Annotated in this window: 9 protein-coding genes; all 9 read right to left on the bottom strand. The window is 38.0% G+C overall.

Annotated elements, in window-relative coordinates; all coding sequences use genetic code 11:
- Positions 1–9: 9 nt before the first annotated feature.
- The 9 genes from BVH04_RS23275 to BVH04_RS26280 all read right to left on the bottom strand — a co-directional run bounded on the left by BVH04_RS23275 (position 10) and on the right by BVH04_RS26280 (position 14,426).
- Positions 10–477, bottom strand: coding sequence for a nuclear transport factor 2 family protein (locus tag BVH04_RS23275; protein ID WP_086543861.1), 468 nt, complete (start codon positions 475–477; stop codon positions 10–12).
- 388 nt (positions 478–865) lie between these two features.
- Positions 866–2,062: a PAS domain-containing sensor histidine kinase gene (locus BVH04_RS23270; protein ID WP_086543860.1), complete on the bottom strand. Its 1,197-nt coding sequence runs from the start codon at positions 2,060–2,062 to the stop codon at positions 866–868.
- A 667-nt stretch (positions 2,063–2,729) separates the two neighbouring features.
- Positions 2,730–3,128: a response regulator gene (locus BVH04_RS23265; protein WP_086543863.1), complete on the bottom strand. Its 399-nt coding sequence runs from the start codon at positions 3,126–3,128 to the stop codon at positions 2,730–2,732.
- 11 nt (positions 3,129–3,139) lie between these two features.
- Positions 3,140–6,901, bottom strand: a complete 3,762-nt coding sequence (locus tag BVH04_RS23260) for a PAS domain S-box protein (RefSeq protein ID WP_086543859.1) — start codon at positions 6,899–6,901, stop codon at positions 3,140–3,142.
- A gap of 25 nt (positions 6,902–6,926) precedes the next feature.
- The gene (locus BVH04_RS23255) at positions 6,927–7,367 is read right to left on the bottom strand and encodes a response regulator (protein ID WP_086543858.1); all 441 of its coding nucleotides are present in this window, start codon (positions 7,365–7,367) and stop codon (positions 6,927–6,929) included.
- A gap of 22 nt (positions 7,368–7,389) precedes the next feature.
- Positions 7,390–8,406 carry a sensor histidine kinase gene (locus tag BVH04_RS23250; RefSeq protein WP_086543857.1) on the bottom strand — a complete coding sequence of 339 codons (1,017 nt, stop codon included), beginning with the start codon at positions 8,404–8,406 and terminating at the stop codon, positions 7,390–7,392.
- Between the two features lie 519 nt (positions 8,407–8,925).
- Positions 8,926–9,519, bottom strand: a complete 594-nt coding sequence (locus tag BVH04_RS23245; RefSeq protein ID WP_086543856.1) for a hypothetical protein — start codon at positions 9,517–9,519, stop codon at positions 8,926–8,928.
- Between the two features lie 44 nt (positions 9,520–9,563).
- Positions 9,564–12,962, bottom strand: coding sequence for an ATP-dependent helicase (locus BVH04_RS23240; protein ID WP_240511038.1), 3,399 nt, complete (start codon positions 12,960–12,962; stop codon positions 9,564–9,566).
- 3 nt (positions 12,963–12,965) lie between these two features.
- Entirely contained in the window at positions 12,966–14,426 is a 1,461-nt protein-coding gene (locus BVH04_RS26280) for a DEAD/DEAH box helicase (RefSeq protein ID WP_240511037.1), read from the bottom strand.
- Between the last annotated feature and the right edge of the window lie 85 nt (positions 14,427–14,511).

Raw genomic sequence — 14,511 nt, 5'->3', positions numbered from 1 at the left:
ACATACAGATTAATTTATTTTCAACTCATCACAACCTTCGTTATCAATCGTGTAAGAGATATTAATAATCTTCCAAGCGTCATCTTTTTTGATCAAAGTAAAGACATCCACACCACAGTGAGAGAATTCTCCATTGAGTCTAAACTCATACGGAACCCAGGCCATTGCCATTCCTTCATGGATTTTCACATCCATGCTGAAAGCTTCTTCATGGTAGGAATTTTTTGATTGGAAAGTCTTTAAATCATCCTTAAAAAACCTCATTCTATGTCTGGCTGGACTTACTGCATTGTTAACTGTCCATATCTGCCCTTCCATAAATGCCACTTCTTTTAGCAAAACGGTATCCTGCTTTTCTAAAGATTCGAAAAACTGATTGACCACACTTTCTACAGCGGCTTTTTCAGTCTTTTCATTTTCCTGCGAAAAGCAATCAAAACAGATCGTAAGTGTGAGGATAAAGAATAGTTTTTTCATGGGTTTATGAAGGTTTTAAATAGTCCTAAATAGTTGAAGCATCTCAACAAAACGAATGTTAGCGAGAAGGTAATTGAAGTTCAAATTAGACAATTCCCCTCCTAAAACCAATACTTTTTAAATCCTAAAAATGATCAGTCTGGAAAACCTATACTCTCTAAATAAACACGCAAAAGATATTTTACCCGTTCTCCAGATGAGCTTCGTTATCGGGACAGGCTGTACTTAAGCTTCCCAGATAGTTACCGGGATTATTGATTCCACTGACAAGGACAAGAAGCGCTACGGATTCAACGAAAACCTAGTTGTAGGCAGCAGTGTTTTTGTAGTCCTTCGCCATCTTCCACGAGTCAACAACTTGGTTGTCTGCTATAGTTTCGTGCAATGGTTAATCACTTTCATGAAACTCTATCGTGTCTCCACTTTCAATTTTATCTGTAGGTTTTTCAAGAGGTAATGTAAAATAAAAAGACGAACCCTCGTCCTCTATACTTTCTACCCATATTTCACCGCCATTTTTTTCTAAGAAGCCCTTTACTAAAAGCAATCCAATACCTGCTCCTTTATTTTCTTTCCTTGCTCTTGTAAGTGTATTCATATGCGTAGTAAAAAGTTTGGCCTGTATTTCCTTGGACATTCCAATTCCGGTATCCTTAATCTCCACAATCATTCTTCCCTCATTTTTTTTCGCTGTTACAGTAATCTTCCCTCCTTTACGGGAATGTTTTATGGCATTTGAAACAATGTTCTGGAGTATGGATAGTACCATTTTTCCATCAGCGAAAACATTGGTATTTTCTTCAATTTCTTGATGGAGGTTTATTGTATTTATAGAAGCGGTCTCCTTTAAACTATCGAAGACTTTTTTGACATATTCAGAAAGTTCGATTTTTGTAGGGGTAAACGCATCCGATGCGTATTTGATTCTAGCCCATTCCACCAAATAGTCCAACATATTTAACTCATCAGTAGATGCTTTATGAATATACTCCAGCAGATTTTTCACTTCAGCAGGTTCTATTGACTCAATATCTGATTTCAGGTAGTCTGCGGCTTGAATAATATTTGATAATGGACTTCTTAAATCGTGCGAAAGGATGGCAAGGATACTATCTTTATGGTTGTTCAGTTCTTCAAGTTCCTTTACATGCTTTTTTATAGCTTCTTCCGACTTCTTTCTATCAGTTAAATCACGCAGGATTTTGACATAGCCTAAAAGTTCTCCATCGACTCCTTTAAGTGGAAAAACTAAACCGTAAGCATAAAACAGGCTTCCGTCTTTGCAAATGTGCAATCTATTATCTACAGCTCTTCCCTCTTTTACTGAGGTTTCAATTTCTTTTTTCGGAACTCCTTCTTTTTTATCTTCCTCTGTAAAAATTATATCAAAAGGCTCCCCAATGACTTCTTCCGTTTCATAACCAAATATTTTTGCTGAGCCGGCACTCCAACTGTTTATAACTGAATCTTTATCAAGGGTGAAAATCGAATAATCCTGTAAGCTATCAATTATTTGGCTGTAAAACTCTGTGGTAGGGATATACTGGCTTTTTAGAACTTTGGCTATTGGGTGGTCTTTTTTCATTTTATTTAATTGACTGAAATATTTTTTTTACTCTCAATTGAAGGTAGGTGTAGTAATGTGAGGCGGGGATTACACAATTGTTCATTTGACTTGCATAACTCACATTTCTGTGCATTTGCCTGTTCTATATTATTCAATCACCTATTTATCAAGGTTTTATAAAACTGTCATTTTGGGTGTCATTAAACATTGCTGCCAGTGATAGCGATCTGAGAACATTCGGCAAGATAAAGTTTTTTCGTGAAAACAGAACTTCCGGTTAGTAAATACCAGGCAATGATTGCTTAGCGTGTGTGGCAAAAAGCCAGCGGTAGTTTCAAGCGCAGTCGGAAAGATAGAACTATTTAAATCATTCTTAAACTCTTTTTAATCATGAAAATCCACCAGCCTTAATGAGTTTTGCTATGAACTCAACAGAAGATATTTTAGTGATAGGGTCTTCGCTAGATTAGTTATTGAGTGAATTTAACCCTACTTGCAAAGCAGCGAATAATCACCATAAAAAAATAAGAAAAGGAATAATACAAATATGATTGTAACTGCGAAGCAATCACAGCTAGCCCTGCCAAAGCGGGAACCAATTTAAAAAGAAGTAAGAAGTGAAAAAAGGCAAAAGCGTTGCTAACGAGGAAATGTGAATAAAAAAATAGGTACAATATTTTTTCTATCAGCTAAACATTTTAAGAAGTGTTACTTTGTTGAGCGGCTTCTCTATAATATCTATGACAAGAGGATTTTCTTTTGCACGGTTTATATCTTTTGGGTCAACCGAAGAAGAGAGGATGTAAATATCATATTGCTCTTTTATTGAGGCATCGAAAAGCTCAAACTCCTCTAGGTAATCCCATCCTGAGAGTGAAGGCATATTGATGTCGAGAAAAAGTGTTGTTTTTCCATCGGGAGGATTATGGCTGGGTTCAGCTTTCATAAATTTCAATCCATCTTCCGGAATAGTAAAGTCCTTAATATGCACTTCGTCAAATGATTTTTTCAACATCATTTTTGTGATGAGGTTGCTTATTGGATCATCGTCAACGAGGAGGAAGCGCTTTGTTATTTGGGTCATATTATTCATTTTTAAATTTCAAAAACGATCGTAAATTCCGTTCCTTTATTGAGTTCGCTTGCAATGGATATTTTTCCACCGAGCGATTCTACTTGAGTTTTCACCATAAATAGCCCCATGCCTTTGCCTTCGACATGTGAATGGAAGCGATTATAAAGTCCGAAAATTTTTGCACCTTTTGTTTTCATGTCAAGACCCAAACCGTTGTCTTTAAATGTGAGAATTATTTTACCATTTTCTCTTATACTTTTTATTTCGATGATCGGTTGTTCATTTGGCTTACTATATTTAATGCTGTTGCTTATAAGGTTATAGAAGATGCTGTATATATAAATTTTGAGTGAGTAAATTTCATCCACTTCTGAGAAGTCGGATATAATGCGTACGCGATGTTTGTCTATAATATTACCTATACTTATTTTGATATCGTTCACAAGTTTTGAAAAGATGATGACTTCTTTTTTCTCGTTGACATCTTGTTTTAGCTGCAAAATGCTGTTTATGTCTTTGATGATGGTATCCAGTGCTATTACGGATGTAGAGAGTCCTTGCAGAAATTCTTTTTGCTCCTGCGGAGTCAGAGTTTCATCCTGTAAAATTTCGGCTAAACCTATAATGTTGGCACTAGGTGCGCGAAGGTTGTGTGAAATGATATAAGAAAACTGCTCCAGATCGCTATTGCGCTGGACAAGATCCGAAATCATTTTAACGCGTTCACTCTCTGCTTCCTTTCGTTCCGTAATGTCCTGAAAACTGCCATGTATCCTTATACACGTCCCGTTTAAAAATTCGCCTTCACCGATTGTACGTACCCATTTATGATTCCCTTTAAAAGTGATGATCTGCAATTCTTCTTCCCATGGAGTTCCATTTTCTATACATTCCTGTACTTTTTTGCTTATAGTATCCTTATCGGTGCCTTCTACAAAATAACTTTTTCCCACATCTAAGAGTGGAACATAATCTTTATCCACTTCACGTATTTCCTTTATAATGTCTGACCAAAAAACTGTTCCTTTTACGACATCAATTTCCCAGCTTCCTATACGTGCAAGCCTGTTGGATTTACCTAAAAGTTCTTCTAAATGGTTCTTCTCGGTAATATCTGAAACCATTCCCAATGACCCTTTAAAATTTCCCGTATCATCAAAGATAGGATTGGCTGATACAGAAGTGTGGACGTGTTTTCCATGTTTAGAAATAAAGCCAAATTCTATAGTTTCTGATATTCCTCTTTTTCTTCTCTCCAAAGCAATCACAGCTTTTTCCTTTCCATCAGCATCCATATAATATGAATGCTCTCTGCCTATCAATTCCTCTTCAGTGTATGCAAGGATCTCGCACATCTTCTGATTAACAAAAGTGGTTTCATTGTTTTCATCGATCATCCAAATTCCCTCCTGTGCCGTTTCTACAATCTGGCGGTATTGTTTTTCGCTTTTTTCTATTTCTTTACGGGAAAGTATTTGTTCAGTGATGTCATTGATGAAAAAGAAAACGCCTTCTATTTCTCCCTTGCCATTTCTATAGGCCTGGTAAACGAAGTCGATATAGAATTCAGTCATTTCACCGTTTCCTTCAGTATCTACCTTAACCGACACTTGTGTGCCAGTGTACGATTCGCCGGTCTGGTAAACATGATCTAACATACTAACAAACCCTTGTTTAACTACTTCCGGAAGCACTTCTGCCACTGTTTTTCCTATAATATCTTTTTTGCCCGTCAATTGTAAATAAAGAGGGTTAGCCATTTCAAAAACATGATTGGCACCTTTCAACATACCAATAGCCGATGGCGCTTTTAAAAACATATCATAGAACTGATCTCTTTCAGTTTCCACTGCTATCTCCAGTCTTTTTTTCTCGGTTACATCTTTTGCTATGCAAAACATTAACTGGAGCTTCTCATCCCAATTCACCGACCATAATAGCGGAACTATTCTTCCGCTTTTATGCACATACCTGTTTTCAAAGAATGGCGTCTGAATGCCGTTAAAAATTTTTTCAGCCGCCTTGGAGGTCATATCAGCATCTTCCTCATACACAAGATTCATAAATTTGCTGCCAATAAGCTCTTCAGGTGGATAACCCCAAACTTGTTGTGAGGCAGCGCTGACATTTACAAACTCCCCAGCAGTATTGATGGTACAAATAACATCTAGTGAAGAATCGAGTATCTTATTAAGTTCAGAAAGTGTTTTTTGTAACTCGACCGAAGTATAACTGAGGTTATTTTCAGCGATCTTTCTTTCAGTAATATTTTGATGTGAGATAACAATCTTAGAATCATCTTCGCCAAAATTCATTACGGAGAGATTAAACCAGCGTTGCTCAGTTAATGAATGGCATGGATATTCGAGCTCAAAGGTCTTTACTTCCTTTTTAAATACAGATTGAATGCCCTCTAATGTTTGCCCAGCTATACTATCTCCCGCAGCCATTGATCTTTGGCAAACTTCAATATAGTTGCTTCCTGTAGAAACTCCTTCCAATGAGGCAACACCATTGGTTTTAGCAAAATCATCCCATGCTTTATTTACGGCTATGAGGTTCCCGTTTTTATCTATTACAGTAATATGTGAACTGAGGGATGAAAGAACTCCCTCATTGAATGCTTCGCTTTCTAATAAAAGTTCTTGTGCATATTTTTTTTCACTTATATCCCGAACTATCATTGAAGTTCTTTGTTCTCCATTTGCATTTACATAAACTACAGACGTGAGCTCTCCAGGAAATCTCTCTCCATTTCCACGAATTAGTGTAAGTTCCGCTTTTGCCTTACCTGTACGCTGGCGTTCTTCAAGTGCTGCAGCCAATCGAGGGTCTGTGTTATCCACTAATCCAAATCTACCTGCTCTGCAAATTTCTTCCTCGCTCATTTTAAATATAGAACAGGCAGCAGCATTTGCGCTTAGAATGCGCCCATCAGTTACTGTGAGAAGTATTCCATCTGTACTGTTTTCAAAAAATGAATGAAATTTTTCCTCGCTATCGTATATAATCTGTTCCGCCTTTTTTCTGTCGGTAATGTCATAGACTATCTTAGCTGCTCCAATAACTTTTCCGTTGTTGTCCTTAATCGGGGAGATCGTAAGCGAAACATCCACTCTTGTCCCATTTTTTGAAAGCCTTACCGTTTCAAAATGCTTTACAGATTCTCCTCTTTTTATGATTTCCATAAATTCCGATTCTTCATGCAAACAGTCAGGTGGAATAATTAAAGAGATGTTTTTGCCAATGGCTTCTTCAGTTGAATAACCCAAAAGCTTTTCTGCGCCAGTGTTCCAACTGGTAATTATTCCATCCAATGTTTTGCTGATGATACCATCATTAGAAGCATTAACTATAGCAGCAAGATGTGCATGCTCATAAATCATGCGCTCACGTTCTTTTTCCCTGCTAAATTTCTCCATAGCATTCAATAAGGCTTGCGGCAAGCGATGCAAGCGGTCTTTGAGGATGTAATCATCAGCCCCGGCCTTCATTATTTCTACAGCATACTCATCAGATACAGTTGCTGAAACCAGTATAAAAGGGATTTCTATTCCTTGCCTCCTAATTATCTTTATTGCTTCAAATGAATCAAAAGAGGGAAGTGTATGGTCGGAAATGATGATGTCCGGAGCAAATTCTTTGAGCGCCTTTTCAAAGGCTGTTTTATTGGCAACAACCAATTTCTCAAATTGAATCTTTCCTTTTTTCAATTCTCTATCTACTAATTCTGCGTCTGCAGGAGTGTCTTCGAGGTGAAGTATTTTTAAATTAGTTTTCACTTTGTCAGGATTTTCGGGTGTTTGTTCAAACAGGAGGTTGATTCTTCAGCAGCCAATAAAAACCAAGGTCTGTAACTACTTTCGCAAACTCATCGAACTCAACCGGCTTTACAATATAGCTGTTAGCACCCAGCGAATAGGCGCGTTCAATATCCGGATGCTCATTGGAAGAGGTGAGTACCACTACAGGAATTGCTTTTGTGACTTCGTTAGCCTTTATCTTCGTCAGCACTTCAAGCCCGTCCACTTTCGGCATTTTTAGATCGAGTAGGATCACTTTTGGTTTATTTTTAATGTCTCTGCCTTCAAACTTTCCTGTTCCAAATAGAAACTCAAGTGCGTCGGCTCCATTTTTAAGATGGATGAGACTGTTATTAATATTGCCTTTGCGAAATGCACGAATGGCCAGCTCTGCATCGTTCATGTTATCTTCTATGAGTAGTATTTCGACTGTAGCATTTTCCATGATTGCTAGAATTTTTGGGTTTCTAGTGCTTTATGTCATTCCTATCGGGTAAGCTAAAAAAGAAAGTTGCACCTTCCCCTTCTTTCCCTTCAGCCCATACTTTTCCATCGTGCTTATGAATAATGCGATGTACGATCGAAAGCCCTACTCCTGTGCCGTAAAATTCTTCATTGGAATGAAGCCGCTGAAACACCCCGAATAATTTGTGCACATAGTGCATATCAAATCCTACTCCATTGTCACTGACAGAATAAATAAGCTCCCCGTTTTTACGCTCCGATTTTATTTCTATCAGGGGCTTTTCTCTCTTTGAAGAATATTTGATGGCATTGGAAAGCAGGTTGGTGAATACCTGATGCAATAAATTATAGTCTGCAACGGCGGGAAGCAAGTTGCTAAATTTTATTTCGGCTTTGTGGGTAAAGCTCTGATTGATATCTGAAAGAACAGTTTCGATCAACTTGTTTAGATCTACTCTTGACTTTTTAATTCCTTGTCGCCCCAATCTGGAAAATGTAAGAAGATCATCTATCAGCACCCCCATTTTTTTTGCATTACTTCTTACTTCAGCCAAAAACCTTTTCCCTTCTGCATCAAGCACGCTACTGTAATCTTCTTCCAACATATTTGCGTAGCCATTGATGACACGAAGCGGTGTACGTAAATCATGCGATACTGAATATGAAAATGATTCTAAATCTTCGGTGCGCTCTTTCACACGCTTTTCCAATTCGTCTACTTCCTTGTTGGAATTGATTAATTCGACAGCTCTTTTTTTCTTTTCCTCTTTTTGAAAAACTAGCTCTTTGTTGGTAATGATGAGTTCTGCTGCGCGCTTATTTTTTTCCTCGTTTTGAAAAGCGAGTTCTTTGTTGGCAATAACGAGTTCCGCTATGCGTTTCTCTTCTTCTCCGTTTTGAAAAGCAAGTTCTTTGTTTGCAATTACAAGTTCTGCTGCGCGCTTTTCTTTTTCCTCGTTTTGAAAAGCGAGTTCCTCGTTGGCATTTATGAGTTCTACTGATTTTTTTCTAGTAGCCATTTTGCTTCTTTATTTAATCCTTTTAATTAAGAATTGGACACGGTGTCCAATGGATAAATGAAGTGGTATTTACGCTATGAAACTTCCGTACTTTTCTAATGGAGTTTTTGAATTAGCAGTGGAGTGTTCTCTTTGAGGCATTCAAAGATCGTCATTAAATTCTACAGTTAAGTTTTTAAAAAAAATGAGGTAGGAATATAAAACAGTAGGGAATCATAGATTTACGTACTTGGGTTAGAATTCCCCTGTTTGAAGTGATGTTGGGTAGATTGGTTTGTGTATTTGTCTCTAATTTATTTCAGCGCTCACATGCCTATAATTCACCACGACCACTCATATCTTCTTTAAGATGGAATTAAGATTTTTGATAAATGTTAAGCTAAGAGTAGGGCGAGATAAAACAATCTCAATTTCAGCTTTGCCGATGTGTTTACTAATTTTTACTTAGTTTGGTTTTTATCATTTAGGATATGAAGTTAGACAGTTATAAGTATGCCTCAAATGATTGCTAAGCCAAATCTATTTCAGTATTCTAAAGTTAAACACCAATTTCTTAGTATAAATCAATGTTCGCCAGTCGATGAAAAAGAGACAAAAAAGGAGAACCAATCCCAACATTAAACTTGCAACAGACTGCCAGGAAAACGCATTATCAATAATGTTCTGGGAATTTTCTACAGCGTATGCACCTGCATGGATGGCGATTGAATCACTGGTAAACTTACCAATGAGAAACGCTGGGATAATATAAATAGGATTCAACTTTGAAATACCAGCCCCCAAAAACAAAGGGGTGGTGGGAAGCGGCAACAAGGAATAGGAAAGCACAATCAATTGCCCCGCCCATTTATTTATCTTCATTTTTTCTCCAAGGATCTGAATATCATTATTCTTCGAGTCTTTCAAATACCTAACAGCAAGAATCGGCGCATACAAGAGTAGGATATATCTACCTAGCACTGATCCCGCTACGCCAATTACAATAACCCACCATTCGTTTAGCTTAAATACAATCTGCAAAAAAACCATGATCGTAAATGCAGGCGGGAAAGGAAAAGGTACTATATCAAATAATAATGCTCCAAGAAAGACTAAGACATACTGCCACCACATGGGTTAAGGATTTTGATGCAAGATATAAGTTTCATTCTAGGATACTAGTTGAGGTAAGTGATTGGCGGATTAGTGGCTTGTTGATTTCCATTCGGCTTTTTCTCAAAGTAAAGCTCCGGTAAAATAATTTTAACTTCCTTTTCAGTTCCTTCTTTCAGCCAATAAACAATGAAGTTCACTTTCGCACTTTTCAATACATACTTCTTTTGTTCCAAGCTTTCTATCTGCTTTATAAACTGCTGAGAAAACTTCAATACGACCTGCCCTCTAGAATTTAAACATTCAGAACCATTAAAATTCATCCAGTCTCCACTTACCATTTGACCGATTAAATACTGTCTGTTTATGAAATAATCCAACCAAACATCCTTGTGTGAAAGCTGTAATGCCAATCCTTTTGGTGGCAAATGAACTTCTTGATCCTCCACTCGCTCCAAATTCTGAGCTGAAAAAGTATCAAGGAAACTGGAATTCAGATGTATGCTCAAATTTTGTTTGGCTCTAGTCATGGCAACATAAACTTGCCGTTTGGCTTCATCTGTAACTGCATTGAAATTCTCAAGCATCAGAAAGACATGATCAAACTCCCTGCCCTTTGCCTTGTGAATTGTTGACACAAAGACAATTTCTCCACTCTCATGGAAAAAATCTTCCAGCTTCGATTCCCGAATGAATGTCTCTAAATCCGATTTGTATTTTCTCTTGTGGTTGGTAGCCTCAAAATCCTTAATAATATTTTTGCAGAGCTCTAGTTTATTGCTTTTCTGAAACTTACTTACTAGCTGTCTTTTTGCATTGACCCAGACATCATCACTGATTATAAAAACATCATCGGCCAAGTTTAGCTGGTTTAAAAAAAATCTGACCTCTGCAAGATTATACAAGCTAAACCCATCGTTGGTTTGGATCAGCTTTGCATTCATTCCATTGTTCAAAAGAAGCCCTGTGATTTGCAGTGCTTCCTCATTTGTCTTCGTAAGTACACATGAAGTTCCCGCAAGTCCTGTCGTGAGTAGGTCATTTACAAGTGGAGTGATGAGGTTGTCGCTTTCATAGCGAACCAATTTTATTTTACCGTGGTCTGTTTGCTTTGCAATTATAGGTGTGTCTTTCAATCGATCCTTAATCTGTTTCACAAACTGGTTTGTGTAATCAACAAGATTGCTTTTGCTTCTATAATTCTCAACTAATTCATATTTGGTCGCCCTGTTGACCTGGATAAACTTTTCAAGGTATTTTGAACTTGCTCCTCTAAATCCATAGATATTTTGGTCGTCATCCCCTACTGCGATCACCCGCATCTCCTCATTCTGTTCCATCAAAGCAATTATCAGATTGAACTCATCTTCATCCATATCCTGTGCCTCATCTATCACTAAAACAGTTTTTGTAATTCGGCTTGCTTCAACTTCTTTGCTCTTGATTTTTTCTATTGTCTTTTTCAAAATCCCATCGGCCTTTTCCAAATTCCCAACTCTACCCAATAGGTCAAAGCAGAAGGAATGAAAAGTTTTTATTTCGATATAGTGGGCAGCATTGCCAATTAGCTTTAGCAATCGCTTTTTGAATTCCGTTGCAGCTGCTCTTGAGAAAGTAACCATGAGCAATTGTTCGTGCTTTACATCCTCCATCAGAAGCAATGAAGCAAGTTTGTGAACCAGCACTCTCGTTTTCCCACTTCCGGGGCCGGCGGCAACGACGATGTGTTTTGTCTCATTGTCCTTTATGATTTTCAACTGCGTAGCCGAAAGTTCCCCAAAAAGTTGTTTGAATTTAGCCGGGGTCATTCTTTGTTTTAGCTCATCAGCCTTGCTGCCTGGGAAATATCTATTGAGAAAAGATGAATAGTTTAATTGAAAGTAATCTTCCACAAACTGCAAGGCATTCTTGTAGTCGGTGATCATCATTTTGGCATATTCACCGACGATATGAATCTGCTGAACCTTGGACTCATAAAAGTGATTCAGCTTCTGATAATCTTCCTTGGTGTAGCGCTTCTTGTTGTCTTGCTCCACTCGATCTATGGTCAATCGGTTATAAACAACAAGAAAACCTCCTTCAATTTTGATTGCACTAATTCTTGACAAATAAAAGAGGGTGTCTTCTATATCATCAATACTGATTTTTAACTTAAAAAGACTTGGGCTGTTCTCATAAGCTGCTTTCATTTCATGAACCGAAAACTCAACCAACACTTCCTCTTTTGCAAAATCGCCTTCTGAGCTGTTCAAGATGCTTTTTTGATATAGAAATTCAACAATGAATTTTGCCAACTCATAGCGTTTCTCTAATTTTTCTTTCAGGATTTCTTTCGGATGCAGGCAAAGCACCGCAACATGATTCTTGGAATACGCTAAGTTTTGTTGTTTAACCCAGTGCTTAATTGCCCAAAAATTAATGATGGTTTTAATCTTGCTGATGCTAACATCTTCACAGCCATTTACCTCGGCTTTTTCGTTCAGTTCCTTGATGTGAACTATCTTTTCCTGTTCTTCAAATTCTTGCAATAAAAAGTTTTCAAGTTTACTGAATGCTTCCAAGATAGATAATGAGCGATTTTTGTTTTCCCCCTTTTTGATGAAGGCTGTCAAATCCTTTGCATCAGCCAAAATCTTTTCTTCCCGCAGAAGATTTATTATGTTGATTACTTCCTCCTTGACAATTCCCAAATGATCGCTGATATAATCGATTCTTGTTTCTGCTGATTCTTCATTCACCTGTTTCCTGCTTTTGCTAGAAAAAAGCTTCTTAATAATTCTGACTCCTTTTTCTTTCTGCTTCTCCTCAAATCTTTCAGAAGTATTGATTTTATCAATTGCTTCCTGTGCATTTTTGGAAAGAATACTATTCGCAAAAATCCTCGGCATATTTTGGCCTCGCTTCAAATAGCCAGCATCTTCTAAAGCTGCAATGGCAGTGGTGACTCTAGTTTCTATCTCTACCACATTATCATCCCAGCCTGCTTTGCGGGCGATCTCCAGAGCGGAGTTAGAAACAGTGGAGCGAAACCTAGTAATCTCTTTTATGGCTTTCCATATCTGCTGAATCTCCTTTATGGATAGCTTGGTTTGGTTCAGCAAAATGAAATGTTTACTGAGGTCTTCTTCGTTAAACAACACAAAACAGTCTGCTACAATGCTTTCATCCCGTCCAGCTCTTCCTGCTTCTTGCACATAGTTCTCCAGCGAATCAGAAATCTCATAGTGAATCACCATACCCACATCCTTCTTGTCAACGCCCATTCCGAAAGCAGAAGTCGCTACCATGATCTGCGTATCACCGTTGATGAAAGCGTCCTGGTTTTCAGACTTCTCCTGTTTATCCATCTTTCCATGGTATGGCTTAGCATCAAAACCATCGGTAGTCAACCGCTCTGCAAGCAGATAGGCCTTTCTCGTTCGTGACACATAGATGATAGTCGGGCAGTCTTTCTCTTCGATCAAATCTCACGCGGCCTGATACTTTTCTTCTTCGTCTCCTTTTTCAAAAACCTTGTATTGAAGATTTGTTCTTGATGCTTTTGACGTAAAGAGTTCTAGGTCGAGAGAAAGCTTTTCTTTGAAATAGTCACGAATATCTTCTATGACTTTTTGCTTTGCCGTGGCAGTAAAACAGGAAACCGGAATTCCATCTTCCAAATTTTTCTTTTCCTGAATAGACTTGATGAAATCACCGATATACAAATAATCTACTCTGAAATCCTGCCCCCAAGATGAAAAGCAATGGGCCTCATCGATCACAAACCGAACAATCTTTCTTCCCAAAATCAACCGCTCAATGGTGCGAGAACGCAGTGATTCAGGTGAGATATAAAGGATGGATGCCGATCCATCTTCGACCCTTTCAAATGATTTTGCTCTTTCGATTGGATCTAGTAACCCGTTTATGGTGACAGCTTCTGTAATTCCGATTTTTTCGAGGTTATCCACCTGATCCTTCATCAGCGACTGCAATGGAGAGATGACCACCGTAAGACCTTTTGCAGCTTCACCACTCATCAAAGCCGGAACTTGAAAAGTAATTGACTTGCCCCCACCAGTAGGAAAAACGGCTAAGATTGACTTATTGTTAACTGCGGCCATGACAGCCTTCTCCTGTAGTGGTTCTCCTCCGTAAGTTCTGTAGGAATCAAACCCGAAAAATCTTGTTAAGCCTTTGTGAATATTTAATGCGTTGTTGCAATACACACAACCGCTTACGCAAGGTTTGTTTCGCAAACGGAACATTATTCTTTCTACTTCCGGATAATTTTTCAGAACCCAAGGAGGAGTGATTGAGTGGATTTTCTTGTGGTGTATGAAAGAATTGATGAGGGATAAGCAGTACGCAAGTTCAATCGGGGACTCGGAAACAATACTTGTTAAGCTAATTTGCCCACAAATTTCATTTTCAAACTTTTGTTGAATCAGTTTCCCGAGGTCATTTCTTTCGCTCCTATATCCGATGAAACGAAAAAAAGAATTGAACTCCTTTTTGTCATTCAGCAGCAAATAGAAAATTTGCTTTACCGATTCGTCAGTTTGCTTGAAGGCCGCAATTTCATCATGGAGTAAATCCTTCGCTTTGATTGAATCATTCAAAGGATTGTTTGTGTCGTCCGATTGTAGCTTGTCGTCTTTTAATAAAGAGTGATAAGGTTTAGTCGGAAAAAGCAAAGGAGAAAGAAACAACGTATCTATAACGTTAGCTGCTTCTATTCCAGCATCAGAGAGTGCTTTTCCGATGTATTTTATATCGTGGTTGAAAATGTTATGTCCACAAATGAATTGCGTGCCGTGTACAAACTGAATAAACTCGGAAACCGAAGTTTTGTGAAAAAGACTTCCATCACCTTTGACGCTTCCGATGTCAAGAATTTTTCGGCTTTTTGGCTCAATCTCGGTATCAATGAATGCAATTGAGTTCATATTCAGTAAATGAAGATTGTGGTTATGCAGAATCTTGCCAGTAGAAAATTTATAGGATCGAAGGTCCAAATACACATTGAATTCT

The sequence above is a fragment of the Algoriphagus antarcticus genome (assembly GCF_002150685.1).
Taxonomy (GTDB): Bacteria; Bacteroidota; Bacteroidia; order Cytophagales; family Cyclobacteriaceae; genus Algoriphagus; species Algoriphagus antarcticus.
Note: the sequence above shows the minus strand (reverse complement) of the source record. Positions and strands in the feature narration are given on the sequence as shown.